At 62.8% G+C, this 24659-nt stretch carries 22 protein-coding genes; 9 read left to right on the top strand and 13 right to left on the bottom strand.

The genetic code is table 11. From position 1 onward, the window contains the following. The first annotated feature begins 33 nt into the window (after positions 1 to 33). Positions 34 to 1254 carry an outer membrane protein assembly factor BamB family protein gene (locus AArcSt11_RS01345; RefSeq protein ID WP_250593847.1) on the top strand — a complete coding sequence of 407 codons (1221 nt, stop codon included), beginning with the start codon at positions 34 to 36 and terminating at the stop codon, positions 1252 to 1254. Beyond that, a complete protein-coding gene (locus tag AArcSt11_RS01340) occupies positions 1251 to 2510 on the top strand; it encodes a hypothetical protein (RefSeq protein ID WP_250593845.1) in 1260 nt (419 codons plus the stop codon). Before AArcSt11_RS01345 ends, AArcSt11_RS01340 begins: the two co-directional genes overlap by 4 nt. Position 2511: 1 nt before the next feature. Here AArcSt11_RS01340 and AArcSt11_RS01335 read toward each other — a convergent pair whose 3' ends face one another. Then, positions 2512 to 4254, bottom strand: coding sequence for an excinuclease ABC subunit C (locus AArcSt11_RS01335; RefSeq protein WP_250593842.1), 1743 nt, complete (start codon positions 4252 to 4254; stop codon positions 2512 to 2514). Between the two features lie 233 nt (positions 4255 to 4487). On the opposite strand from AArcSt11_RS01335, the gene AArcSt11_RS01330 reads away from it, so the two are divergent. Further along, positions 4488 to 4700, top strand: coding sequence for a YgaP family membrane protein (locus AArcSt11_RS01330; protein WP_250593841.1), 213 nt, complete (start codon positions 4488 to 4490; stop codon positions 4698 to 4700). A 15-nt stretch (positions 4701 to 4715) separates the two neighbouring features. On the opposite strand, the gene recJ is transcribed toward AArcSt11_RS01330, so the two are convergent. After that, entirely contained in the window at positions 4716 to 6128 is a 1413-nt protein-coding gene (gene recJ, locus AArcSt11_RS01325) for a RecJ family nuclease (RefSeq protein ID WP_250593839.1), read from the bottom strand. Between the two features lie 51 nt (positions 6129 to 6179). Beyond that, positions 6180 to 10859, bottom strand: a complete 4680-nt coding sequence (locus AArcSt11_RS01320) for a carboxypeptidase regulatory-like domain-containing protein (protein ID WP_250593837.1) — start codon at positions 10857 to 10859, stop codon at positions 6180 to 6182. A 158-nt stretch (positions 10860 to 11017) separates the two neighbouring features. Between AArcSt11_RS01320 and AArcSt11_RS01315 the strand changes: the two genes are divergently transcribed. Both AArcSt11_RS01315 and AArcSt11_RS01310 read left to right on the top strand, forming a co-directional pair. Next, complete coding sequence (locus AArcSt11_RS01315) at positions 11018 to 11578, top strand: hypothetical protein (RefSeq protein WP_250593835.1); 561 nt, start codon at positions 11018 to 11020, stop codon at positions 11576 to 11578. A gap of 112 nt (positions 11579 to 11690) precedes the next feature. Beyond that, positions 11691 to 12056 (top strand): hypothetical protein, encoded by a 366-nt coding sequence (locus AArcSt11_RS01310; protein WP_250593833.1) that lies wholly within the window; start codon positions 11691 to 11693, stop codon positions 12054 to 12056. A gap of 89 nt (positions 12057 to 12145) precedes the next feature. Here the strand turns inward: AArcSt11_RS01310 and AArcSt11_RS01305 are convergent, their stop codons facing one another. From AArcSt11_RS01305 to AArcSt11_RS01285, 5 genes are all read right to left on the bottom strand, one after another. After that, a complete protein-coding gene (locus AArcSt11_RS01305) occupies positions 12146 to 13204 on the bottom strand; it encodes an outer membrane protein assembly factor BamB family protein (protein WP_250593831.1) in 1059 nt (352 codons plus the stop codon). Positions 13205 to 13278: 74 nt separating this feature from the next. Continuing rightward, the gene (locus tag AArcSt11_RS01300; RefSeq protein WP_250593829.1) at positions 13279 to 14025 is read right to left on the bottom strand and encodes a uroporphyrinogen-III synthase; all 747 of its coding nucleotides are present in this window, start codon (positions 14023 to 14025) and stop codon (positions 13279 to 13281) included. Further along, a complete protein-coding gene (gene cobA / locus AArcSt11_RS01295; protein WP_250593827.1) occupies positions 14015 to 14818 on the bottom strand; it encodes a uroporphyrinogen-III C-methyltransferase in 804 nt (267 codons plus the stop codon). Before cobA ends, AArcSt11_RS01300 begins: the two co-directional genes overlap by 11 nt. Beyond that, entirely contained in the window at positions 14815 to 15945 is a 1131-nt protein-coding gene (gene hemC / locus AArcSt11_RS01290) for a hydroxymethylbilane synthase (protein WP_250593825.1), read from the bottom strand. The genes cobA and hemC overlap by 4 nt, the downstream gene beginning before the upstream one ends. 63 nt (positions 15946 to 16008) lie before the next feature. Further along, positions 16009 to 16182 (bottom strand): hypothetical protein, encoded by a 174-nt coding sequence (locus tag AArcSt11_RS01285; protein ID WP_250593823.1) that lies wholly within the window; start codon positions 16180 to 16182, stop codon positions 16009 to 16011. A gap of 76 nt (positions 16183 to 16258) precedes the next feature. Between AArcSt11_RS01285 and AArcSt11_RS01280 the strand changes: the two genes are divergently transcribed. Both AArcSt11_RS01280 and AArcSt11_RS01275 read left to right on the top strand, forming a co-directional pair. Then, entirely contained in the window at positions 16259 to 16480 is a 222-nt protein-coding gene (locus AArcSt11_RS01280; protein WP_250593821.1) for a hypothetical protein, read from the top strand. Between the two features lie 175 nt (positions 16481 to 16655). Then, positions 16656 to 16853, top strand: coding sequence for a hypothetical protein (locus AArcSt11_RS01275; protein WP_250593819.1), 198 nt, complete (start codon positions 16656 to 16658; stop codon positions 16851 to 16853). A gap of 40 nt (positions 16854 to 16893) precedes the next feature. Here the strand turns inward: AArcSt11_RS01275 and hemL are convergent, their stop codons facing one another. Continuing rightward, positions 16894 to 18231 carry a glutamate-1-semialdehyde 2,1-aminomutase gene (hemL, locus tag AArcSt11_RS01270; RefSeq protein ID WP_250593817.1) on the bottom strand — a complete coding sequence of 446 codons (1338 nt, stop codon included), beginning with the start codon at positions 18229 to 18231 and terminating at the stop codon, positions 16894 to 16896. Positions 18232 to 18385: 154 nt separating this feature from the next. Here hemL and AArcSt11_RS01265 point away from each other — a divergent pair, with 154 nt between their 5' ends. Next, positions 18386 to 19171, top strand: coding sequence for an E3 ubiquitin ligase family protein (locus AArcSt11_RS01265; RefSeq protein ID WP_250593815.1), 786 nt, complete (start codon positions 18386 to 18388; stop codon positions 19169 to 19171). A 247-nt stretch (positions 19172 to 19418) separates the two neighbouring features. Here the strand turns inward: AArcSt11_RS01265 and AArcSt11_RS01260 are convergent, their stop codons facing one another. The 4 genes from AArcSt11_RS01260 to AArcSt11_RS01245 all read right to left on the bottom strand — a co-directional run bounded on the left by AArcSt11_RS01260 (position 19419) and on the right by AArcSt11_RS01245 (position 23793). Further along, positions 19419 to 21209, bottom strand: a complete 1791-nt coding sequence (locus AArcSt11_RS01260; protein WP_250593813.1) for an ammonium transporter — start codon at positions 21207 to 21209, stop codon at positions 19419 to 19421. A 423-nt stretch (positions 21210 to 21632) separates the two neighbouring features. Then, positions 21633 to 22337: a DUF5828 family protein gene (locus AArcSt11_RS01255; RefSeq protein ID WP_250593811.1), complete on the bottom strand. Its 705-nt coding sequence runs from the start codon at positions 22335 to 22337 to the stop codon at positions 21633 to 21635. 86 nt (positions 22338 to 22423) lie between these two features. Further along, entirely contained in the window at positions 22424 to 22603 is a 180-nt protein-coding gene (locus AArcSt11_RS01250; RefSeq protein ID WP_250593809.1) for a DUF5786 family protein, read from the bottom strand. 92 nt (positions 22604 to 22695) lie between these two features. Further along, entirely contained in the window at positions 22696 to 23793 is a 1098-nt protein-coding gene (locus AArcSt11_RS01245; protein ID WP_250593807.1) for an NADH:flavin oxidoreductase/NADH oxidase, read from the bottom strand. Positions 23794 to 23953: 160 nt separating this feature from the next. Between AArcSt11_RS01245 and upp the strand changes: the two genes are divergently transcribed. Then, positions 23954 to 24628 carry a uracil phosphoribosyltransferase gene (gene upp, locus AArcSt11_RS01240; RefSeq protein WP_250593805.1) on the top strand — a complete coding sequence of 225 codons (675 nt, stop codon included), beginning with the start codon at positions 23954 to 23956 and terminating at the stop codon, positions 24626 to 24628. Positions 24629 to 24659 lie beyond the last annotated feature (31 nt).

The raw sequence follows: 24659 nt of genomic DNA, 5'->3' as shown, positions 1-24659 counted from the left end.
GTGGTGGAACACTCTCGCGCTGTGGGGCAAACGATGACCGACCAGGAAGTGAACATCCACCGGCGCACAGCCTTGCGAAGAGTTGGCTGCGCGGCGCTCGTCGGAACTGCTGGCTGCACGGACCGGCTGGTCGATCACTCCGACGACAGGCCGGGGAGCGAGCGGACGGCCGGGCACATGGACGGCGACTGGCCGATGGAGCACAACGATCCGACGAACAGCCGAGCTGTCTCAGTTGCTGGCCCCACAGGAGACGTCGACGTCCGCTGGACGCGCGAGGTCGACGCGACTCTGACCGGAGACCCAATGGTCGCGAACAGTCTTGTCTACCACAGTACACCGGAGTCCGAGACCATCACGGCGTTTGAGGCGGCGACTGGTGACCGAATCGCCACGGCGCTTACCGGTGCAACCAACGGCAGCCCCCTCTACATCGCCCACAATGTCGGCCTCGTCTTCGAGGCCAACGGGACCGGCGGCATCGTCCGGGCCATCGATATCGAGACTGGCGAAGAGCAGTGGCAGGAGTCGTTTTCGACCCATATTGCTCCGATGGCCAACTACGCAAACGGAAGGTTCTACGTCGGGACGCTCTTCGGCGGCGAGCTGTACGCACTCGACGAGCAAAACGGGACCGTGCTGTGGACGTACGAAACCGCCGATACCACCCCTGGAGCCCCAGCAGCCGACGGTAATCTCGTCGTCGTAACGACCGGTGAGCTTCTCGTAGGACTGTCCACAGCGACGGGGGAACGCCTCTGGAGCGTACGCCTTGATGGGGAACCTGCTGCGGACCCAGTTCTCGTGTCCGGGACGGTACTCGTCGGTGACGACGCAGGAACGGTCCATGCGTTCGACCGGAGCGGCACCCCGAAGTGGCACAGAACAGTCTCGAACCGGGCCGTCTACAGTCTCGCCGTGGAGGCATCTACCGTGTATGCTGGCACCACTGCAGGGGTGTGGGGACTAGATCTCGACTCGGGAGAACACCTCGTGACAGCCCATGAGAACAACGCAGCTGAAGGTATAACAGCAGCCGGTGATCGACTCTACATCGCAGGAGGGTCGCGTGTTACGGCACTATCTTACAGCTCTTTCGAACCCGACTGGACACTAGAACTCGACGCACTACTCAGAGACGGACCGACAGTTCTCGATTCGGGAGTCTACGTAACGACGAGACCAACTGGCAACGAGAGTGTTGCCAACGACGTACCGATTCCAGCGACACTCCACGCACTTGTCGAAGCATGAACACCATCACTTCGCGACGACGGCTGCTCACGGTCGCGACATCCGCAACCGGTGGGATGGTACTACTCTCCGGGAGGCGGCCAACCCAGTCCAGTTCGGTGCTCAGGTATGCGCCGTCGGTTCCCGACTCGATCCGCGATAAGGCCGAACGGGCAAAACGCCGGGTCGAGACGATGCTCGATCTCGAACTGCAAAGCCCCGTTACTGTAAAGATCGCAGAGGGAGCACCGTTTTCGCACGACACTGGCGACCCGCTCGATCGATTCGGACAGATCAAGAACACAGCCGTCCACGCCAGCAGGGCGGACGATCCGCCCGACGAGGTTGGTCCCTCGGGGATGTTCCTCTATGACGAACGAACGATGCTGTTGACGTCACCACCAGTCGATGAGTCGACAATTGCTCACGAGCTAGTGCATGCGCTACAGGGCGAGCGATTCGACTCACTCGATCCGCCGAACAGGACTGTGGACGGACGCCGGACCCGGCATGCAATCGTCGAGGGAACGGCGCAGTACATCCAGACGCGTTACTGGATGAACTGCTCGGATGGGGAGTACGGCCACTGTGACATCGAGGAGCCGGCGTTCCAAAACGGGATTCCACGGTGGATACTCCCTCGCAACTCGATCGCGATTCCCGTTGGCATCGCGTTCGTCCATACGCTGTACGAACGAGCCGGTTGGGCGGGAGTGTGGGAGGCCCATCGCTCGTTCCCACCCCATACTGCTGCGATCATGTTCTCGCAACTCTACCTGAACGGACCGTTCGATCCGGAATCGGTCCCATCGCCAACGATATATGGGGACAACTGGGTCGAAATCGATGCGAGCAGAATCGGTGTCACCGGACTGTATGCGAAGCTCCGGCTCCTCGGGGCGGCGTCGCCCACTGCTGTGTCCGATGTCGACGAGAGTCTGGCCGAGCTCGCCCGTCGTACGGGCATCCAGACGCTGCCTGGGGACGCCCGCCTCGCCGACTGGCGCGGCGACAGGCTAACTGGATACGGGCATCTCGATAATCTCGACAGACAGGCATACCGGTGGGACACCGCATGGGCCTCCGAGACCGCAGCCGGCCGTATCGCGACTGCGGTCACAGAACAGTACGACGCAAGCGCCCACCGCGACGCCGACCGCTGGGTACTTGATGGGCTGGTCGTCGACATCCATCACGCTGACAATATTGTAACATTCACAATGGCACCGACGCACGACGACCACGACGCGCTGTTCGACCCCGACGGAACCCAGTAAACTACAGCGCCTCGACGAGCGTCTCGGCAGTCTTCTGGCCGATGCCGTCGACCGCTGTGAGCTCCTCGATCGAGGCCTCCCGCACCCCCTCGACGCTGCCGAACCGACCCAGCAGCCGTTTGCGCGTCTCCGGGCCGACCCCATCGATCCCATCGAGCGCCGTCGAGACGTCGTCCCGCAGCGTCTGGTGGTACTGGAGGGCGAACCGATGTGCCTCGTCACGGACGCGCTGGAGGAGATGGAGTTGTAGGGCATCGTCGGACCAGTCGTAGGTCCGCTCTGGCGTTATTACGAGCTCCTCGTCTTTCGCGAGGGCGATCGCTGGAACGTCCCAGCCGACCGCATCGAGCGCCTCCCGTGCCGCCGAGAGCTGGCCCTCGCCGCCATCGATCACCAGCAAATCTGGATCGAGTCTGTCGTCACGCCCCTCGATTGCACGGCTGGCCCGCCACTCGACCAGCGAACGCATATTCGCGTAGTCGTCGTTTCCGCCCCCCAGTCTCTTGCGGCGGTAGTCGCTGCTCTCGCGGGAGCCGTCGACGAACGTGACGTTGCTCCCGACCGCCTGGCTTCCCTGGGCGTGACTCACGTCGAACCCCTCGATCCGTGTCGGGCGCTCGATGTCCAGCGCCGCCGCGAGGGCTCCGACCTCGTCCCGACTGTCGGTGCCGCGACGGGCGTTTTTGAGCGCCAGATCGACGAGCGTCGCTTCCCGTCCGGCACCCGGAACGCGAACCGCAACGCCTTCGGTGTCGAGCCACGATTCCAGCTCCTCGTCGTCGAGATGCTCCGGGAGCACGAGCGCGTCCGGAAGCTCCCGCTCGGCGTAGTACTGTGGGACGAACGCCGATAGGACCCGGGCGATCTGATCCGGGCCACTGTCGGGTGCAGCGAGGGTGTGACGGTCCCGGTCGACGAGCTGGCCGCCGTCGCTGTGGAGCCGGGCGACGGTCGCCTCCTCGCCTTCGATGGCGACACCAAGCACGTCCAGCAGTCGTTCGCCGTCGGAGTCCCCGGTGGCGACGGCATCGCCGCTGTCGCCGTGGAACGCCTCGACGGTCTCCAGCCGGTCGCGGAGGTTGGCCGCCCGCTCGAACTCCTGACTCTCCGCGGCCTGCTCCATCGATCGGCTGAGGGAAGTCGCGAGGACGCCGATCTCTCCCTCGAAGAATCGCTGTGCCGCGGTGACGTCTTCCGCGTACGCCGCCTCGCTTATTTCGCCGGTACACGGCGCGGTACAGATGCCGACTTCGTAGTCGAGACAGGGACGGTCCCGGTTCGCGTACTTGTGATCCGAGCAGCCGCGCAGTCCGTAGATTTCTCGGAGTGCTTTGACGACTGTTTCGAGGCGGGAGCGACTCGTGTACGGGCCATACACGGTCGCACCCTCGTCCGGATCCCGCGTGATCTCGATCCGCGGGACCGGGTGGTCGGTAAGCTGGACCAGCGGGTAGGACTTGTCGTCTTTCAGCCGGACGTTGTACCGGGGCTGGTGGCGCTTGATCATGTTCGCCTCCAGCAACAGTGCCTGGGTTTCGGTGTCGGTTACCGCAACGTCGATCGCGTCGGCTCGTCGGACCATCCGCGCGATCCGCCGACTTCTGGGGTCGGCGTACGAGCGGACCCGGGCACGGATGTCCACCGCCTTCCCGACGTAGAGCACCTGCTCGTCGGCGAGGAACTGGTAGACGCCGGGCTCGGTGGGGAGATCCGTAGCACGCTCACGTACCGTGGACGCGTCCATCAGCGCGGGCTAGGTGAGCAGCGAGTTTGAACCCTGCGGCTGGGGGTCGTGCCAGACGGGCTATGAGGTTAGCAAACAGGCGACGGGAACGTCCACGACGCGGCGTGTCGCACACCGGCCTCGGCCAGCGCCGTGTCGGCGGGTCAGCGCATGGCGGTCCTGGCCCCTCGAACGTATATAAACTCCGGGTAGTGTGGCGTCACGCTCAAGCAGATCCGTTCCTAACGTCGGATATGTTCGAGAAGAACGTCGGCGGTACCGACCGCACAGTCCGGTTCGTCGGTGGAGCCGTGCTGTTACTCGCTGGGGTCGTAGCACTCTCACACAGATCGAAACAGAACGGGCTCGGAGCGCTACTATTTGGAGCGGGACTCCTCGCGAGCGCGCTCACACAACGGTGCACGGTGAACAAACTCCTGGGGATCGATACCTGCCCAGCTGAGTAACGCCAGCGGGAGTGGTCAGGAGAGTTGCTGGCCGACGATCTCGTCAGCCAGCTCAATAAACTCCGCTTCGGTCCCTGCCGGGACGGTCGCCCCCGCGGCGACGTCGTGTCCGCCACCATCGCCACCAACTGCACGTGAGGCCTCACCCATCACCGCCGAGAGATCGAGTCCCTCCCGGACGAGCGAGTGCGTGCCCCTCGACGAGACTTTCACCTCCTCGTCGTTTTTATGTGCAAAGGCGATGATCGGCGTGCCGCGGTCGACGCCGTCAGCACCAACCGCCATCCCGGCGACGATGCCGACGATCGTCTCGCGAATGCGGTCCTCGGCGTGGAACCACTGGACGTGCTCCTCACGCGTGACGCCTTCCGAGGTGACCCACTCGATCCCCTCCGAGAGGTTTCGCCGGTGATCTCGCAGAAGCTGACGTGCCCGGTCGAGCGCGTCCCCACGATCCCCGAGACAGACGGCGAGGCCCACGTCCGCGCGCTCGTAGCGGGCGGTCGCGTTCAGCAGCGTAGAGAACTCGCTTGCGTCCCGTAGTTCGGTTCCTTCCGGTTCCGCAGTGAGCGAGTAGGTCGTGCCGACGAGGCCGTCGATCTTGTCCGCCGGGACGCCTCTCGATACTGCGCGCTGGACGAGCGCACTGGCGACGATCTGGCGTTCGTCGTCGGTCAGGTCGACCCACCGCCGCCAGTCGCCGTCGGCTTTGAGATTGAGGTCGAGATCGTCGAGAAAGCCCATCGCGCCGCGCTCGTCGTTGCTAATGCCGGGGATATAGACATCTGTCGAGTACTCTATGAGTTTGGGGAGCGGGCGGGTCTGTTTGCCGTACAGCGAGAGGTCGGTACCCTCGTCGAGCACGCCAGCCGCAACCCCTTCCTCGACGATGCTTCGGTTTGCGCCGACGAGCTCGCCCCCACTGGCCTGCATGTCGCCGACCGCGCCGACGATGGCGAGCGCGGCGAGATCACGGTTGTCGCCGTCGTCTGGTTCGAGCGCCCTGGCGAGGACGTAGCTCGCGCCCGCACCCGAGAGTTCGGACGCGCCGTTGATCCCGAACAGCAGCGGGTTCAGGTGGTACGCCGTCTCGGCGTCGGCAGGCTGGTGGTGGTCCGCGATCACCGGCGTAAAATCGCCCGCCTGCTCGTGTGCTGCGATGATATCGAGCTGTCCGCTCCCGAAGTCAGTGAAGAGGACGATGTCCCGATCCATGTTCGCGATTCCTGCGATCTCGCCCTCATCGAGCTGTTTGCTGAACACCGTCTCGAAGGGGATACCGGCACGTTCGAGCGCGCTCGCTGCGATGGCGGCACTGGTAAGGCCGTCCGCGTCGATGTGGGAGGCGAGGACGACGCCGTCTGCGTCGCGCAGTCGCTGGGCACACTCGGCGGCGCGCTCGGCGAGTTCTGGAATCGGAGCGTCCATCTGGTCGGGAGAGAGTTGTGCGGAATGAGGGTTAAACTTGCGGGTCTACGCCTACCGACGCGCCAGCAACACGACTGTTAACAGTACCGCAAGCACTCCAGCGAGCGGTCCGAAGCCGGGGAGTGACTCGTCGTCCGTACCCTCGTCACCGGGTTCTGATTCCACGTCGTCAGTGGTGCCATCGTCGCCATTCGCGGACTCCTCCTCATCGGTCGGTTCATCTTCATCGCCGTCGTCGGAATCTGGTGGGGTGCTGTCGTCGTCACCATCGTCCGACGGCTCTGCCTCCCCGGCCGGTTCGTCGCCGTCGATAACCACGGTCGTCGAGTCCTCGCTGTCCGCGCTCCGGACCGTGATTTCCTGTTCGCCGATGTCTTCAGCAGACGTGTCAGCAGCAAGCGTGAGGAACCGTTGCTGGCCACCAGCAACACGCTGTTCGGAACTATCGACTACCTCACCACGGTAGACGAGTTCGATCGACTGGGTGTCCGAGCGGTCGCCCTCGTTTCGGAGCGTGACAGAGACATCGAGTCGCTCTCCCGCATCGACCGGCGAGTTCGTGTCGGTGATCGTCACCTGGAAATCGGGCGGTCCGAACGCGCCACCGCCACCTCCACCGCCGCCACTGGTGTCTTCCTCGGCCTCTTGGACGGTGATCGTCCCGGTTGCGCTGGTGTTCGCGTGGACACCGTGGTCGTACTCGCCGGTTTCTGTGTCGTCGGGGATCGCATAGGAGAGCGCGGTGGTCTCCTTCGCGCCCGCGTCGAGCGTCAGCTCCGTCGTGTCGACGGTCTCCCCGTCGAACCGGTACTCGACGTTCATCGTTCCGGTCTCCGCACCCAGGTTGTCGACGTCGGCCGCGATGTCGATCGTGTCTCCCTGCTCGACGGCATCCGGAGCCTCGAACCCGATCACGTCGAAGTACACCGGCAACTGGACGATCGTGACATCGTGGGCGACGGTTTCGTTGGGGCCGACGGTCAGTGTTGTCGTGTCGCTCTCGTAGGCCTGTTTCGTCGTCTTGGCGGTGTACTCGCCGCGTGGGACAGCAAACGAGTAGGTCCCGTCGGCATCCGTCTTTGCGTCGAGAGCAATCATCTCCTCGCCGGTAACCTGTGCCGTGGCATTCGCCAGGGGCTCGCCCGCGCCATCTATGATCTGACCTTCGATCACGCCCGGTTTCGGTGTGAGCGCGACATCGACTCCCGTTTTATCCGCGTTGGCGGCCAGACTCAGGCTACTCGAATCGACCTCCTCGTAGTCGGGATGACTCACCGAAAGCTCGTACTCGCCACGTGGGATCTGCTGGAGCTGGTACGCGCCGTCCTCGTCGGTCTCGACCGAGTAGGTTTCACCCTCCGAGGAGAGCGAAACGATCGTCCCTTCCAGCGGATCGTCGGTCTCGATGTCCGTCACGGTTCCCGAGACGGAGGCGGGTTTCGGGTCGAGTGCGAAGTCTCGCTCGGTGGCCTCGCCAACGCTAATATCTACCATTTCGGTGCGGGGCTCGAAGTTCTCGAGCGACGCGGTAATCGACTGCTCTCCCTCCGGAAGCCGGATCGAGTACGTCCCGCAGTCGTCCGTTTCGACCGGCGGAACCGTGCTGTCCGCGTCGTGTTCGATCAGCACGCCCGGGAGCGATTCGGCACTATCCGACGCCGTGACGGTGCCAGTGACCGTGCCGCCAGATGTTAGCTCGAAATTCATCACCGCGACGTCGCTGTCGGCGATCGACCGGTCCGTGGCGTTCGTCGCGTACCCCGGTTTCGCGGCGGTCACGGTGTACTCGTCGTCGCCTTTCAACGCCTCGATCGTGTACTCGCCGTCCTGATTGGTTATGGCCTCGTACGTGACCCCGTCGCGTTCGGCCGTGATCGTCACGCTGTCGATCGGATTCGTATCGGTGTCTGTAACGGTCCCGGTGAGACTGGCAGTCCCAGTCAGCTCGTAGGCGGCCATGTTCTCTCCTTCATCGATCTGGACTCCGGTATCGGACTCCCCTTCGAACCCTGCCGCAGCGACCGAGATACCGTACTCGTCGTCGCCTTTCAGTGCCTCGAACGTGTACTCGCCGTTCTCGTCGGTCGTTGTCTCGTAGGAGATACCGTTTCGCTCTGCTATGATCGTCGCGTCTTCGATCGGTGCTTCCGTCCCTGCCTCGGTGATGGTACCGCTCAGACTGGCGTTGCCAGTTAGCGCGTAGTCGGCAGTCTCGGCGACTTCATCAGCGATTTCGACTCCGGTCTCGGTCTCGTCCTCGAACCCGGTCGCACTGACAGCGATGTCGTACTCGTCGGCGCCTTTCAGTGCAGTGAACTCGTAGGTGCCCGCCGAATCGGTCTCCGTTTCGTATGAAACGTCATTTCGTTCCGCTGTGACCGTCGCACCTTCGATTGTGGCGTCCGTCCCGGCCTCGGTAACGGTCCCGCTGAGGCTGGCGTTGCCAGTTAGCGCGTAGTCGGCGGTCTCGTCGGCTCCATCAGCGACTTCGACACCCCAATCGGTCGTCTCGGTGAATCCTGATGCCGTGATCGAGATATCGTACTCGTCAGCACCTTTCAGGGCAGCGAACTCGTAGGTACCCGCCGAATCGGTCTCCGTTTCGTACGTCGTGCCATCCCGTTCGACCGTGACTGTGCCACCCTCTATCGGGATATCGGTACCGGCCTCGGTAACCGTCCCAGTGAGGCTTGCAGTCCCGACCAGCACCCGATCGACCGTCACGGCGGACGTGTCGGCGATCGAAGCGTCGTCGCTATCCGGTTCGAACCCGCTTGCCGCAACGTCGACGGTCGCGTCGGTCGTCGCTGCGGTGAAGACGGCACCGACCGAGTACTCGCCGTGTTCGTCGGTGTCGACGGTCGTTTCGTCGTCGTTGGCGGCGACTGTGACGGTCGCATTCTGGACGGGTTCGCCAGTGACGTCCTCTGTGACCGTCCCGTCGACGGTGACGGTGTCGTCGAGCGTGACGTCGACCGTCTCCACGATGCTACCGATCTCGGTGTCGGTCGTCTCGCTGGAGAACCCGGCGTCGATCGCCAGCTGGAACGTGCCGGACTCCTCGTGCTCGATCCAGTATTCACCGTGTTCGTCAGTTGTCGTAGTGGTGATCTCCCCGTCATCATTGGAGAGTGTGACGGTGACGCCGTCGATACCCTCGCCAGTTGACTCCCCGATGACGGTACCCTGAACACCTTGAGCGGAGACCGCGCTTGTCGCCCCATGGGCGTCGATGATCCCGTTCCCGTATCTCGTGTCTTGCTCCACGGGTTCGCCAGCAGGTTTCCGCGCCGTGTCGGCGAGCACCTGTCTAGTCTCCTCGGGCGTCAGGTCCGGGTTCGTCGAGAGCATCAGCGCGGCCGTACCCGAAACGTGGGGCGTGGCCATGCTGGTCCCGGATTTCGGTTCGTAGTCCCCGCCCGGTACGGTGCTCTCTGTGTACACCCCGGGAGCCGTCACATCCGGCACAATCCACACGTCAGGCCAATCGGCCGGCGGATCGTCGAAATCGTCCTTCGAGACGACCTCTCCACTGGAGAACGACGCGACTTCTTCGTCCCAATCGACTGCACCGACGCTAAACGATTCGTACGTGTTACCCGGCGAATTACTGGTTTCTTCACCATCGTTCCCCGACGCTGCAACAACAAGGACGCCGGCAGCTTCGGCGTTTCTAACTTCGGTTGCGTACTCGTCGTCGTACTCGCTAGCACCGAGACTTAGACTCATGATATCCGCGTCATTGTCGACCGCCCATTCCATCCCGCCGAGGACCTGTGCCCGGGTTCCGGTTCCACAGAATTCGTCCCCGTCGTCTTCGATGCACTCCATCAACACGCCGCCGTGCGTGAGTTCGACGCCGGGGGAAACACCAATATGCGTGCCACTCGCGTCACCCCCGCCCACTGTACCAGAGACGTGAGTACCGTGTGATTCTACGTCGTAGGGCTCCGAACCCTCGATCTGGTTCCCGCTAGTATCGAACTCCGCCCAGCCACCGGGATACGTCGGATCGTTCGGATCGTCGGTGTGGAGATCGATGTCCGGATGCTCGGCATCGATGCCCGTATCGAGTACAGCAACTCGGACGCCCTCTCCCTGCGTGCCGAACTCCTGCCAGGTCTCGGGCGCGTTGATCATATCGAGCCCGTACGTCGCGTCGGTGCTGGACATGCCCTGCTGGGTGAGCGAGTCGGATGGAGAGAGCAACGACGTGTCCGGACTGGACGCCTGTGCGTCGAGCGCCCGGACCTGGCTGTTCTCCTCGACAGCGGTGACGCCGTCGACTGCGGCGACTTCCGCAAGCGGGACGCGATCTGTGTCGACGGTCAGGAGTACGGCGTTCGTGATCCAGAACTGCCGTTCGACGGTGACGCCCTCGTGAGCGTCCGCGAACCTGACGACCGGCTCCTGTGACAGTTCGGCATGGCCTTTGAGCGTTGCAACTGATTGCTCGGGTGTCTCACCGAGAGAGCCAGCTGGCTCTGCCAGTTGTACGATTACCGTCGTCTCACCGGTTGCCGAGTCGAGCGGTTCAGCGACCGATGCTCCCTCAGACTGGCTGCTCGTCTCATCGAGCAACTGCGAGTTGTCGTCGAACTCGACAGTGCTGTCGGAATACGCGTCAGCACCGACAACGCCGCCGAGCGCGGCCGGGAGAAACGAGACACCGACTGCGACCGCCACGAAAACGGAGGCGGTGAGCACCACAGCACGCCTGCGTGTATCCATTATCACGGCACAAGAACTGAACTGGTAAGTATACTACTATTAAACAATGGTATAATGATACTACGGTCACCCAGTAAGCTCGCCGACAGCTATATTTTCCTAAACGAATACGCTTATTCACAATAAACAAACATACCTAGTTCAGATACTTTTCAACAATGGACTTCGAAGCTCTAGGGTACATCGATGAATACGTCATTGATGGGGAGAATTCTGGAATCTTCGCCGGGGATGACACACATATCACGTACAGTCCAGAAGATCCGTCTACCTGGCCATCATTTTCGATCCCGGCGGACGAAGTTACCAGTATTACGATTAACCGGGATACAACACTCACCAGGAACAGATTCCTGGGCTGGTTCTTCGCAGCTACTACTGCCGGCTTAGTGATACTCTCCTATATGATGTTCTTTGCCGGCCAAATAACAAATCCCGAAGTCAATAGTATCACCCTCATCATGGGTTTCTTGATCCTGGGTGGATTTACCACGACGGTTGAATACTTCAGACGCGAAAGTCACGATGTTATTGTTATAGGAATTAAGACTGATAGAGACCGACGATACACCGTTCATGGACGAAGAAGCGATAACGAATTCGTTGAAGCATGCAATGATCTCATTAGATCTGATCTTGAAACAGCGATCCGTAATAAGAACCTCAAAAATGGGTTCAGCGAGCTCGAATCAACACATCTCAGCGACGACAACTCTTGAAATCGTACGCACGAAACACCAGTCATCTCCGGGAATGTAGTTCTCCACATCCAACTGGCGTTTGCATACCACGCCCGACAACTATATGTCACCCTGAACAACACGTACGATCATGCAGGAACGTCGTATGGAATCGGCCCCAATTTCGGACGTAACCGGGCGGCTAACATTGCTCGCGCTGGTCTGGCTCGACGAAGAAGAGGAGACGCCCGCTCACGCAGAAGACGTGTCTGCAGCCTGCAAACGGAACTTCGGCGATCTATCGGCAGACATCTCCAACGAGGAGGTCGTTCGGCGGCTCAAGGACCTCTCCAAGACGGCATACGCCGAGCAAACCCGGATCGACGACCGATCGCCGGTCGGGAAGGGCAACCCGGCGTATCGGCTCGCGGTCGACATCGAGACCGCGCTGGAGCCGTTCGAAACCGAGCGGCAGGTTGCCAAAGTGGTGGAATCTATCGAAAACGACAGTTCGTAGCTACTCCAACGTCGTGGATTTTCGTCCCGTACTTTCTATGCGAGAGAGCGCCAACTGTCCGGAGTAGCGAGGACCATTCCTGCCGGTCCCTACGTGATATCAAGCGCGTAGACGTGTCCGTCGTTGCTCGCGATGTAGGCGACATCGTCCACAATCGTCGGCGAGGCATTGACCGCGTTGCCCGTCTCGAACTGCCAGTGCGTCTCGCCGGTATCAGGATCAAGTGCGTGGACGATCCCCGACGAATCCCCGATGTAAAGCACGTCATCAATGATCGTCGGCGAGCCGTTGATCCGGCCGTTGAGTGTGACTCGCCACTCCTGGTCACCCGTCCCGACATCGAGAGCGTGTACCCGCATTCGCCAGTTGCCGAAGTAGACACTTCCGCGGTGTACTGTCGGTGAGGATGAGATACCACCATCGGTTCCGTAACTCCAGAGTTCCGAACCCGTCCGACGGTCGACTCCGTAGAAGCGTCTATCCGTCGACCCGAAAAGCAGGAGTTCCTCGTGCAGTGCTGGAGTCGTCGAGACGTGTTCCCCGGTCTCGTAGCGCCACGCGAGGTCGCGGTCGGCACGGTCTACCGCGTACAGGTAAGAGTCGTTACTCCCGACGTAGACCCGATCGTCTGTGATCGTCGGAGCCGACAGTATCGAACCACCGGTAGCGAGGTCCCACTCTCTCTCACCGACGTCGGTTGCGAGTACGTACAGGATGTCACCGCTACCGACGAATATACGGCCGTCTCTCACCGCTGGCGATGCCCATACGGAGCCTTCGGTTTCGTACGTCCACCGCTCGGTACCGTCGAGAGCGAGCCCATAGATGCGAGAATCGCGACTTCCTGCGTACAGCGTGTCGCCTTCGATCACCGGATCCGACCAGACTTCGCCACCGGTCTCGAAATGCCAGTGTTCCTCGCCGTCGGCGGCGTCCAGCGCGTAGATGTTGGTGTCGTTGCTCCCGACGTACACGCGCCCGTCGACGACTGCCGGCGTCGTCGAGACTCGCCCGTCTGCCTGAAACGACCACAGTTCCCGCTCTGGTTCGGCGTGTTCCGGCCCGTCATCATCGCCAGTGCTCACACAGCCGGCGAGACTGCTCGTCCCGGCCGCGAGTGTGGCGAGAAACGTTCGGCGGAAACGCATGGATACTAGAAGAACCCCTCCCCCAACACATAAATTAATCCCGATTCAAATGAGTATTATCCGCTCCGGACCCGTCACTGGAAGTGCGTCGGCGCGGCCGCCTCGACGACGTCACAGGCCAGTTCCTCGAAATCCGCCCGGTCGGGGACCACGTCGACGTCGATCCCGTACTCCGCGGCGGTCTCGCGGGTCGGCGGGCCGATGACGCCGACGACAGCGTCGTTCAGCCCCTCGATCGCCGCCTCCCTGATGCCGCGCTCTTCTGCGGCTTCGACGAAGTGAGCCACCGTCAGCGACGAGGTAAACGCCGCAGCGTCCAGTTCGCCCTCGGCGGCGAGTGCGGCCGACTCGCCAGCACCATCGGGTCGCACGAGCCGGTACAGGATCGTCTCGTGCACGTACGCGCCCGCTTCGTCGAGCCCATCTGTGAGCACGTCGCTGCCGTGGTCGCTCCGTGCGACCTCGATACGCTTGCCGGCCGCGTCCCCGGCGAGCGCATCGACCAGCCCCGTCGAGGTGTACTCTTCGGGGACGATATCGACCGTGTAGCCGGCATCGCGAAGCGCCGCTGCGGTGCTCTCGCCGATCGCCGCAACCGTCGCGTCGGCGGGTTCCCAGCCCGCCGCGGCGGCGAGTTCGACGCCGGTCTTGCTCGTCAGGACGACGAGGTCGGCGTCGGTTCGGGGCGTCGCGTCGGTGGGTTTGACGGCCAGCATCGCGTCGGGAACCGGCGTCGCGCCCAGCGATTCGATCAACTCGGCGGCGTCGTCGAGGCGCTCGTCGTCGGGCCGGAAGACGGCGACGGTGGTGTCACGCGGCATCGTCCCCACCCTGTTCGTTTTCGAGATACTCGATCACCCGCTCGCGTGTCGCCGCGACCTCGCCGATGATCGTGATCGCAGGTGGCTCGATATCGTACTCGTCCCGGACGTCGACGATCGTGGAGAGTGTGCCCGTCACGACGCGCTGGTCGGGCCACGTCGCGCGTTCGACCAGTGCAACTGGCGTCTCGGGATCTTTGCCAGCGTCCAGCAGTGCGTCGGTGTACAGCGGCAGTTTACCGACGCCCATCAGGACGACGAGCGTGCCGCCGGTGTCGGCAAGCGCCTGCCAGTCGATCGCCGACTCCTCCTTGGTCGGATCCTCGTGACCGGTGACAAAGGAGATACTGGAGGTGTAATCGCGGTGTGTAGCCGGGATCCCGGCGACTGCGCCGCCCGCAAGCGCCGACGTGATGCCGGGGACGACTTCGAATGGGATCCCGTGCTCGGCGAGGTGTTCCATCTCCTCGCCGCCGCGGCCGAAGACGAACGGGTCGCCGCCTTTCAGGCGCACGACGGTGTTGCCCGCCTCGGCGGTCTCGACCAGCCGCCGGTTCGTGTACTCCTGTGGCGTCCACTCTCCACCTGCTCGTTTGCCCACGTCCTCGCGTTTCTCCTCGGGGATCGAGTCGATGATATCCGGGCCGGGGAGTTTGTCGTGGAGCACGACATCGGCCTCATCAAGCAGGCGTCTGGCTTTCACCGTGAGGAGGTCCGGATCGCCGGGGCCGCTGCCGACGAGATACACTTTGCCGACCGCATCGTCCGGATCCGGGGAGTCCTCCTCACTCATTCCTCGTCACGCTCCACCCGCTTTGCTTCTCCCTCACTCTCCTCGCGCTTTGCATCCTCAATCAGTTCGGCCGCGCCACGCTCGGCCAGGTCCTGGGCGAACGCTCGCGCGTCGCGGACGTGCCGTTCGACCGACAGATCGCGACTCGTCGCCACGGTCTCGCCGCCATCGCGGCTGTACACCTGGACGGTCGCGTTGACGTGCTCGCCCTGAACGACGGCGTAGACGCCGATCGGTGCGACACAGCCGCCGCCGAGTTCTGCGAGGATCGTCCGTTCGACCGTCGTCTCGACGCGCGTCCGTGGGTTGTCGAGCGCGGTATGGATCCGTTCGCCGACCGCGTCGTCCAGACTCGTCACCGCGAGCGCGCCCTGGCCCGGAGAGGGGACAAAGTCGGTCGTCGGCAGTCGCTCGTACTCGATGCGGTGGAGCAGCCCGCTCCGTTCGAGTCCAGCCTCGGCGAGGACGATAGCGTCGTACTCCGTCTCGACCTGCCGCTCCATCGAGCGACGCTCTATTTCGGCGAGATCCGAGAACCACTCCTCGACGTCCCGATCGTAGGGGTGTTCGTACTCGTCGTTGCCCGCGTTCCCCTTGCGCTCTTTTTCGGCTTCAGTCCGGGCCTCGTGTTCGGCCTGCAGGCCCGGTGCGAGCAGTTTCTCGACGCGCGTGTCGACGTTGCCCCGGAGCGGCTCGACGGTGAGGTCAGGGCGCGCGTCGAGGAGCTGTGCCTGTCGGCGCAGGCTCGACGTGCCGACGGTCGCGCCCTCGGGCAGGTCGTCCAGCCCCGTTCCCTCGGGTGTGACGAGCACGTCGCCCGGCGGGCCGCGCTCGGGGATACCCGAGACGATCAGTTCCTCTGGCTGGTCTGTCGGCATGTCCTTCATCGAGTGGACCGCGGCGTCGACGTCGCCATCGATAACCTTCTCGTCAAGGCTGCGGACGAACGCACCGGTCTTGCCCAGCCGATGGATCAACTCGTCGCGGATCCGATCACCCGTCGTCTCCACCTCCACCAGTTCGACGTCCTGTCGACGGCTTTCGAGGGCCTCCTTCACCGTCGCCGCCTGGCGGAGCGCAAGATCCGAATGCCGCGTCGCCAGCCGTATCGTATCGCGATTGCTCATACCCTGCTCTCTATCTGCCACGGTGAAAAGCACGTTCTTTGGATGGCGACGCAGCCGAACAGCTCACTTGGCGAAGTAGCTCGTGAAAAAGCCCGAGAGGAATGCGGTGATCGCGACCGAGAGCGCGACCTCGCCGATCCCCCACGGGCCGTCCTCTTCGTCCGCGAGTGCGACCGTGATTCCGACGCTGATGATGACCGAGATGATGCCGTTCGCGAGGTGTTTGAGCAGTCCCATACTGAGACCAACAGCCGCCGGAAAATAAACGCTTCCGGGACCGAGGTTTATTATCGTGGGATCGCAGGTAGTTCGTGTGGCTGATCGAGCTCACTCCGGCAAATCTCTCGAATCGGACGACACCGGGCGTCTCTGGCAACGGTTGGCAGGACGTCGATACGTCGCGTGGGCCGTATTCTTTTTTGGCAGTTTGCTGTTGGCACCGGATCCGACCGGCCTGTTACCTATCGTGACTGCACTCGGACTGATCGTGCTGTTTGAGGGAGTCGTACGGGTGTTGCGGTGGCGGGGACGCTGAAAGGGACAGTCCGGGAACGTTGCTCGCTCGGACCAGTTATAGTGAACAGATTTCAGATCGAAAGCAGTCAACTGTATCCAAACACCGGATCACAGTATTCAAATTCAATCTATACAATTAGTAAAATATATCAAGACGCAGAATCGTTCTAACGGTTGTACCACTCGTCCTCGTCGTGGCTGGATTCGCGGCTTACTTCAGTGGATTCTACGACCGGCTCTCCATCATAGAGGCCCCAATAATGGCGATCGGGATGATGGCCCTTTCCTTTGTAATTGTTTATCAGCAGTTGGTCATTAGGAGACTCAAATCAAAACGTCAGAAGGGTACCAGTGAATCGGTGACCAGCGCCGGCTCCGACCGGCAGAAGTAGCAATAAAGCGCGAGACTGGCGATGGCTGAGCTCGAAGGAGTCACAGCGCCGCCTCGTACGCCTCTAGGAGCGTCTCGACGTCCTCTTCGGTATGCGCGTAGCTGACGAACTGGGACTCGTACTGGTTGGGCGTCAGGAAGATCCCCTGTTCTTTCATCGCGGGCCAGAACAGCCGCTCCCAGCGCTCGTCCTCGCAGTCGGCGACGTCCGCGCCGTTTTTCGGGCAGTGCTCGTAGCGCGGGCAGTCGGACCGCTGGCGACAGCCAGCCTCGCACTGACCTTCAGTGGAGTCGGGCCCCTCGCGGGTGAACAGGACTTTGAACATGCTGTCGGTCCCGGCGACGGTGTAACTCGGCGCGCGGTCGGCGACGATCTCGGTCAGCCCCTCGCGGAGCTGTTCGCCCAGCGCGTTGACGTGCTCGTAGACGTCGTTCTCGGCGGCGTATTTCAGGGACTCGTAGCCCGCCGCCATCGTGACGGGGTGACCCGAGAAGGTGCCCGACTGGAACACCTCGCCCGCGGGCGTGAACTGCTCGATGATCTCGGCTTTGCCGCCGATCGCGCCGACCGGGAAGCCGCCGCCGACGATCTTGCCGAAGGTCGTCACGTCGGGCGTGACGCCGAACTTGCCCTGCGCGCACTGGAGCCCGCCGACGCGGAAGCCGGTGATGACCTCGTCGAAGATCAGGAGGGCGTCGTGGTCCTCCGTGAGATCCCGGAGCGTCTCGTGGTAGCCATCAACCGGGTGGACGATCCCCTTGTTGCCGAGGATCGGCTCGGTGAGCACCGCGGCGATCTCGTCGCCGTGGGCCGCGAAGACGTCCTGCACGGCGTCGACGTCGTTGAACGGCACCGGGATCGTGTGCCGGGCGAACTCCTCGGGGATCCCCGGACTGCTCGGGTGGACGTGGCCGTCCTCGCCCTCGACCAGCGTCGACTCCTGTGCGCCGTGGTAGCCGCCCTGCATGACGACGATCTTGTCGCGGCCGGTGTACCCGCGGGCGAGCCGGACCGCGGAGACAGTCGCCTCCGTGCCGGAGTTGACAAACCGGATCATCTCGACGCTCGGGACGTGCCGGGAAACGAACTCCGCGAGATCGACCTCGATCTCCGTCGGCGCGCCGTACATCGGCCCCTTGCTGACCGCCGACTGAGCGGCGCTCTGGACCGGTTGTGGAAGGTCGTGCCCGTAGAGCAGGGGGCCGTAGCCGTTGACGAAGTCGAGATACCGGTTCCCGTCGGCGTCGATGACGTGGCCGCCGTCGCCTCGCTCGACGAAGAAGGGGTACGGTCGGATCGCGCGCACCGAGGAGTTGACGCCGCCCGGAATCGACGACAGTGCTCGGTCGTATAGTTCGCGAGAGCGGTCGTGGTTCATGCCCGCGGGTTGGGACGCGCCGGTAAAGTGAGTACCGGCATCGCGGCGTCGAGCCGTCCCGCTCGGGCGCGTCGTGCGACGGCAGACACACCACAGCGACGACATCATCGCGCGCAACGGAAACGATTTGATGCCAAGCCGACAATAGCCGGTGATGCTTGTCGAACTCGCCCTCCTGTTCGGCGTCGCCGGCGTAGCGGGCTACTTCCTGCTCGGCGGCGGCCGCAGGCTGCGAACCACGTATCACATTCTCCGAAACGACCCGCTCGACATCCGGTCGGTCAACGGCCATCGCGGGCCGGTCGAGGTCGAGGGAACGGCGGTCCCCGACGACGACCACGGGACCGTCACAGCCCCCTTTACCGGCACCGAGTGTCTCGCCTACACGTACGAGGTCGAGGAGTGGCGATCGTCGGGGAACTCTTCGAGCTGGCAGACCCTCGACGAGGGACAGGGCGGCGTCGATTTCCTCGTCGACGACGGAACGGGACGCGTGCGCGTCAATCCACAGGGAGCGGACATCCGCCTCGACGGTGACTCGATCACCGTCAAGCCCGGCAAGGAGTTGCCTGACAGACTGGAACGATACGTCGAAGCGACCGAGGGCGTCGATAAACAGGACGGGACGGTGAACCTCCTCGTCACTGAAGTGAACACGGGAAACAAACAGCGCTTTACGGAGCGTCGCCTTGATGTCGGCGAGACGGTCTACGTCTACGGGCAAGCGACGCGTGGCCCATCGGCGGGCTGGGGGAGTTCGGTCGTCGACGCAGTGATCGGTGACGGCGACGCCATCCCGACGTTCGTCGTCTCCGACACCGACGAGCGTGCCACTGCGTGGCGGTTCGCACAGGGTGGGCTCTGGCGGCTCGGGGTCGGCGTTGCTGTGCTCGCGGTCGGTGCCATGTTCGTACTGCCGGCGTTCGTCCTCCCGCTCTGATCACACTACAGTTTTCGAAGTGAATGGCTATGGATTTCGAAGTGTAACACTACAGTTTTCGAAGTGAGCTGAGGGACCAAGAGATTCGCGGAAACGGGCCGGAACACGCCGTTCGAAAGAAAAGAGGGGCTCGCGGCAGGAGCCACCTGCCAGCGAGCCCCGGAGGGGTGGACGATCACTCGTCCGATCGGACGGACGCGCCAACCAGTCGCGTCCGCCCTGGACACACTCAGTACTCCAGTTGCCCCTACACCGCGTCGGGTCCGGTTTTGCCAGTTCGTACCTGCACCGCATCCTCGACGTCCATCACGAAGATCTTGCCGTCACCGGGCTCGCCGGTGTTGGCACCCTCACGGATCGCCTCGACGACATCCTCCGCGGGGACCTCCGCGACGACCGTCTCGATCTTGACCTTCTGGTGGAGATCGACCGTGTACTCCTCGCCGCGCCACTGACCCTTCTTTGCGGGCTGGCTGCCGCGACCGGAGACGTTCGTCACCGTCAGCGACGGGGCACCGACTTCCGCGAGCTGCTTTTTGATTGCGCCGAGTCGGTCGGGTCGAACGACCGCCATAATCATCTTGATCGAGTCGTCCGTTTCGACCTCGCCACCGTCGGTGCGGATCTCGTAGGACTCGGTGTCGACACCACCGTCGGAGCGGAGCTCCGACGAGGATCGCTCTACGATCTCACCACCATCCGTGGCAACGTCGGGACCGCCGAACTCGGGGTAGGTGTCGACGCCGTGTTCGGAGACGTCGAGGCCGTCACGCTCGTGTTCGGGCGTGACACGTGCCTGACCCGCTGCTTTGAGTGCACCCCAGACAGCCGCCGTAGAGACGACGGTCCAGATCGTCAGCACCGCGACGCCGAGGATCTGTGGACCGAACGCCGCCGCATCGATCGACAGGATTCCGCCAGCGATGAGCCCGCCGCCGATCGCCGTTCCCTCGACGGACCACAGCGGGTAGACGATCAGACCGAGCATCCCGGCGCTCCCGTGGACCGGGAAGACTGCACAGACGTCGTCGATCTTGAGCGTCTGTTCGACGAACTTGAACACCAGGGGGAGCTGTGCGCCGGCGAGGAAGCCGATCGCGATCGCACCCATCGGCGTGATCAGATCCGTCGGACCGGTGACACCGACCAGCCCGGCCAGCATCCCGTTTGCGACGTACAGCGTATCGACTTTGCCGGTCATGTACAGCGCGGCGGCCGCCGCACCGATTCCGCCGACACCCATGCCCAGCGCCGTCACGATTGCGACGCGGCCGACTATCTCGAAGGCAGCGAGTTGAACCACGCCTTCCTCGACAGTAAGGACCGTCGCGGCCGTACCGACGTTGAAGCCGAACCAGCCGAAACAGAGGATCAGCGTCCCCAGTACGGCGAAGGTCATCGAGTGACCGGGGATGATGTTGGTGCTGCCGTCCTCGTTGTACTTGTCCATCCGGCCACCGAGCACCCACGCTGCAGTGAGTCCGGCGACGCCGCCGAGTCCGTGGACGACCATACCGCCCGCGAAGTCGGCAAAGCCGAGGTCAGTCAGGAGTGGCGTCCCGCCTGGTGCGTACCAGACCAGTCCCGCGGCCACGGGGTAGATGATCGCCGCCAGCAGGAAGGTGTAAGTCAGGTATGCTCGGAGTTTCGCACGTCCGGCGACTGCACCTGAAACGATCGTCGCGGCGGTCATCGCGAACACCGCGCTGAACAGGACGTTCACGAGACCGAAGCTGGAGTCGGCCCCGAACATCGTCAAGGCACTCGACTCGCCGCCGCCGAGCAACGAACCGACGTTATTCGCGATCCCGAGTCCGACCACGAAGAACACTGCAATCCCGATTGCCCAGGTCAGCATGTTCTTCGTCAACTGGTTTGCGACGTTCTTCGAGCGCACCTGCCCGGATTCCAGCATCGCGAAGCCAGCGTGCATGAAGAAGATCAGGAACGTGACCGTGAGCGCCCAGACCATGTTGACGCCGGTCGCGAGCTGTTCCAGATCCGCGACACTGACTTCCAGGATAACTGGGTCTACCATACGACCACCGTGGAGTCGTCCACAGGCTTACGGAACATCAGTGACTGTTCGTCCAGCGATTCCAACTTATTTCGCACGTTCATGACTGCCATTGCGATTGATCGTATTGAAACAACCCAATATAAGGGTTTGCGTTTACATACTAACAAATTTCCCACAAAGGATTTGAATAGCACAAAAATAAGGGTTGGTTATATTCATATAAGGTTGTAAAATCCCCGGTCGTCAACACTCTGTGTATAACTTTTGGACGAATGACCACCGGCTGTCGAACCGGAACCGGTCGACCAGCAACGACCCACCGATCACTGCGAGATCAGAACGGTAACCGTAATATGCTAAAATCAGTCGTTAGACGGCCTATTAGGCCGATATATGGGATTTCAAAATAGTATCGAACGGATCGGGTACGCTCGCGCGCGCTCAGTTCTTCGTCGACTTGGAGCGTCCATCAACGTCGTTCTCGGGCGGCTCGACGCCCTCGACCGCCTCTGCGACTGTTGTCTCCTTTTCCGTGTCGATATGCCAGCGATCGATCGTGTCCTCGTACTCCGCGAGCCGTTGGGAGACGTCGTCTTTCAGCCCGTCGTCGTTGACGTTGACCTCGAAGATGAACTCCTCCTCGTTGCCGTTGGTCGATTGCTGGAGGTTCGCGCTGATTAATGCGTTGTCGAAGTAATACGGAGCCAGTTGCGTCATCACCTGTTGATAGACGGTGTCTTCGACTTTGCGAAGGGCTTTTCGTCCGGCCGAGTCGGCCGCCCGTGCGACGTAGTCGATGGACTCACCCCACTTGCCGACCGCGCCCTCAGCGTCGTCCTCGTCGAGTTTCTCGTAGGACTCGCTGAGTTTCTCGCCAGCCGTTTTGATATCCTCGTCGGGGTTTTTACCCGCCTGCTCGCCTTTCCCCTCGGCGACGCTCGCCTGGTCGGCGGTCTTCTTGCTGACGTCTTCCTCGATCCGCTCGTGGGATTTGGGCCGCCACTCGTCCCACTCCTCGAACGCCTCGTTGTACTCGTCGCCACGATGGACTTTCACGTCACGTAGCGCGCGTGAGATCCGCTCACCGTGTTCCACGATATCTCCCCACGTCCCTCGGATCTTGAATCCCGAGATGCTCTCTTCCATGGCCGTGTGAGTAACCGCTAAAACAGGCGTCTATATACGCTTTATCCCTACACTCCGTGGTACGACAGTAGCCGAACCGAATCGCCTTACTCCTCGTCGTCGTCTCGCATCTCGTCGAGTCGGCCGACCAGATCCTCGGTCGACTCGTCGGTATCGAAACTGACAGCCCCATCGTGGTCGTTCTCGTGGACGGTGACGGCCTCGTCGTCGTCGGTTTCCACGTTCTGATCCTGTTGTTCGGACTCGTCGTAGCTACCAAATCCCATAGTTGATAAAGAGGTGCCGCCGACAAAGGCAGTTCGGTTCGGGAGCGTGCTGACAAGTATCCACATGTACCGTGCAGACGGTCCGGCCGGACTCAGAACGCCCGTTCGTACTGCGGCGGGACGTCAACACGGTCCAGCGCGTCGAGTTCGCGGGCAGCCCGGAGCGGGAACTGCGGATCGCGAAGGAACTCGCGGCCGACGATCGCGAGGTCAGCCCGATCGTTGCGGATCAGCGCGTCCGCCTGCTCGGCCGTCGTGATGCCGCCGACAGCACCGATTCCGATAGCTTCGCTCGTATGCTCGCGGACGTGCTCGGCGAGCGGCACCTGGTAGTTCGGGCCGGACGGCGGGAGCTGCTGATCGGGGTGGATGCCCCCGCTGGAGACGTCGACCAGATCGACGCCAGCCGCCGCAAGCCGATCCGCGAGTCGGGCGGACTGCTCGACGGTCCACGACTCGCGGTCGGGCAGCCAGTCAGTCCCCGAGATCCGGACGAACAGCGGGTACTCGTTGGGCCACACAGCCCGTACCGCGTCGGTGACTTCGAGGAGGAACCGGATCCGGTTCTCGAAGCTTCCACCGTACTCGTCGTCCCGACCGTTGGCGACCGGTGAGAGGAACTCGTGGAGCAGGTAGCCGTGGGCCGCGTGGAGCTCCGCGATCTCGAAGCCGGCGTCGAGCGCGTACTCGGCAGCCTGTGCGAACGTGTCGACCATCTCCGTAACTTCAGCCGACGAGAGCGCCGTGACGTCGACCGGCGACTCGTGACCCGGATAGGGGATCGCGCTCGGCGCGACGGCGTCCCAGCCCCCCTCGTCGGGCTGGAGCGGACCTCCCCCCTCCCACGGTCTTCGTGTACTCGCTTTCCGACCGGCGTGGGCGAGCTGGGTCGCCGGGACGCTTCCCTGCGAGCGGATGAACTCGGTGATCGGTGCGAGCGCCTCGGCGTGCTCGGCGCTCCAGATCCCCAGATCCTCGGGGGAGATCCGGCCTCGGGGTTCGATCGCAGTAGCCTCAGTCATCACAACGCCCGCGCCGCCGACCGCACGCGCGCCCAGGTGGGTTCGGTGCCAGTCGGTCGCGAGTCCGTCCCGCTCCTCGCAGGAGTACTGACACATCGGCGAGACCATTACGCGGTTTGGGATCTCCGTCCCGCGCAGTGCGAGGGGGGAGAACAGATCCTCTGTCATCGTCGGACCTACTCACCGTGGGCACAAAGCCGCGGTGATCGGCGAGGACGGTTCCGGAACTGGCGTCGACGAAACGACAGTCCCCCAAGACGGCGGCTCAGGCCGGCGGCGACGCAGGCAGATCGATAGCTTATACTCGCCGGGTGCTCGATTGGCGAACATGACCATCGAAGACCGAGACGAGGCACATGTCGTCACGCACGCGCTCGCAAAGGACACGCTTTCGAAGATCCGGGACGTCGAGACCGAGCAGGTCGCCTTCCGGAAGGGGCTCGTCAAGCTCGGCCGGATCTGTGGCTACGAGATCATCGACGGGCGGATGGAGACCGAGTACGTCACGATCGAGACCCCCCTGGAGGAGACGATGGGCGAGCGCGTAAAAGGACTCGACGACGTCGTCATAATCAACGTCCTGCGCGCGGCGACGCCCTTCGTCGAGGGGCTTCTGAAGGCGTTCCCGCGAGCGCGTCAGGGCGTTATCAGCGCCAGCCGCGACGAGACCGCACGCAAGGAGGACGGTTCGTTCCCGATCACCGTCGATTACGTGAAACTACCGGAGATCACCGAAGACGATACCGTCATCGTCGCCGACCCGATGCTCGCGACCGGGTCGACGATGTGTACCGTGCTGGATCACGTCCTCGAGAACGCCCCCGAACCCGAGCGCTTTATCGTTCTCTCCGCCGTAAGCGCGCCGGACGGCCTCCTGCGCGTCGGCGACGAGTTCGACGAGGTCGATCTTCTGACCGTCGCGATCGACGACCATCTCGACGAGGACGGGTTCATCGTCCCCGGCCTCGGCGACGCCGGTGACCGCGCCTTCCGCACGCAGTAAGCCGGTAAGAGACGACCACTAGAATTTTGTG

The organism is Natranaeroarchaeum aerophilus (assembly GCF_023638055.1).
GTDB lineage: Archaea > Halobacteriota > Halobacteria > Halobacteriales > Natronoarchaeaceae > Natranaeroarchaeum > Natranaeroarchaeum aerophilum.
The sequence above is the reverse complement of the archived record's forward strand: the minus strand, read 5'-3'. Positions and strand labels throughout refer to the sequence as shown.

Bases quoted from the DNA above. Each gene is read 5' to 3' on its own strand.
- AArcSt11_RS01345 (WP_250593847.1), top strand. From the start codon at position 34: ATGACCGACCAGGAAGTGAACATCCACCGGCGCACAGCCTTGCGAAGA.
- AArcSt11_RS01340 (WP_250593845.1), top strand. From the start codon at position 1,251: ATGAACACCATCACTTCGCGACGACGGCTGCTCACGGTCGCGACATCC.
- AArcSt11_RS01335 (WP_250593842.1), bottom strand. From the start codon at position 4,254: ATGGACGCGTCCACGGTACGTGAGCGTGCTACGGATCTCCCCACCGAG.
- AArcSt11_RS01330 (WP_250593841.1), top strand. From the start codon at position 4,488: ATGTTCGAGAAGAACGTCGGCGGTACCGACCGCACAGTCCGGTTCGTC.
- recJ (WP_250593839.1), bottom strand. From the start codon at position 6,128: ATGGACGCTCCGATTCCAGAACTCGCCGAGCGCGCCGCCGAGTGTGCC.
- AArcSt11_RS01320 (WP_250593837.1), bottom strand. From the start codon at position 10,859: ATGGATACACGCAGGCGTGCTGTGGTGCTCACCGCCTCCGTTTTCGTG.
- AArcSt11_RS01315 (WP_250593835.1), top strand. From the start codon at position 11,018: ATGGACTTCGAAGCTCTAGGGTACATCGATGAATACGTCATTGATGGG.
- AArcSt11_RS01310 (WP_250593833.1), top strand. From the start codon at position 11,691: ATGCAGGAACGTCGTATGGAATCGGCCCCAATTTCGGACGTAACCGGG.
- AArcSt11_RS01305 (WP_250593831.1), bottom strand. From the start codon at position 13,204: ATGCGTTTCCGCCGAACGTTTCTCGCCACACTCGCGGCCGGGACGAGC.
- AArcSt11_RS01300 (WP_250593829.1), bottom strand. From the start codon at position 14,025: ATGCCGCGTGACACCACCGTCGCCGTCTTCCGGCCCGACGACGAGCGC.
- cobA (WP_250593827.1), bottom strand. From the start codon at position 14,818: ATGAGTGAGGAGGACTCCCCGGATCCGGACGATGCGGTCGGCAAAGTG.
- hemC (WP_250593825.1), bottom strand. From the start codon at position 15,945: ATGAGCAATCGCGATACGATACGGCTGGCGACGCGGCATTCGGATCTT.
- AArcSt11_RS01285 (WP_250593823.1), bottom strand. From the start codon at position 16,182: ATGGGACTGCTCAAACACCTCGCGAACGGCATCATCTCGGTCATCATC.
- hemL (WP_250593817.1), bottom strand. From the start codon at position 18,231: ATGAACCACGACCGCTCTCGCGAACTATACGACCGAGCACTGTCGTCG.
- AArcSt11_RS01265 (WP_250593815.1), top strand. From the start codon at position 18,386: ATGCTTGTCGAACTCGCCCTCCTGTTCGGCGTCGCCGGCGTAGCGGGC.
- AArcSt11_RS01260 (WP_250593813.1), bottom strand. From the start codon at position 21,209: ATGGTAGACCCAGTTATCCTGGAAGTCAGTGTCGCGGATCTGGAACAG.
- AArcSt11_RS01255 (WP_250593811.1), bottom strand. From the start codon at position 22,337: ATGGAAGAGAGCATCTCGGGATTCAAGATCCGAGGGACGTGGGGAGAT.
- AArcSt11_RS01250 (WP_250593809.1), bottom strand. From the start codon at position 22,603: ATGGGATTTGGTAGCTACGACGAGTCCGAACAACAGGATCAGAACGTG.
- AArcSt11_RS01245 (WP_250593807.1), bottom strand. From the start codon at position 23,793: ATGACAGAGGATCTGTTCTCCCCCCTCGCACTGCGCGGGACGGAGATC.
- upp (WP_250593805.1), top strand. From the start codon at position 23,954: ATGACCATCGAAGACCGAGACGAGGCACATGTCGTCACGCACGCGCTC.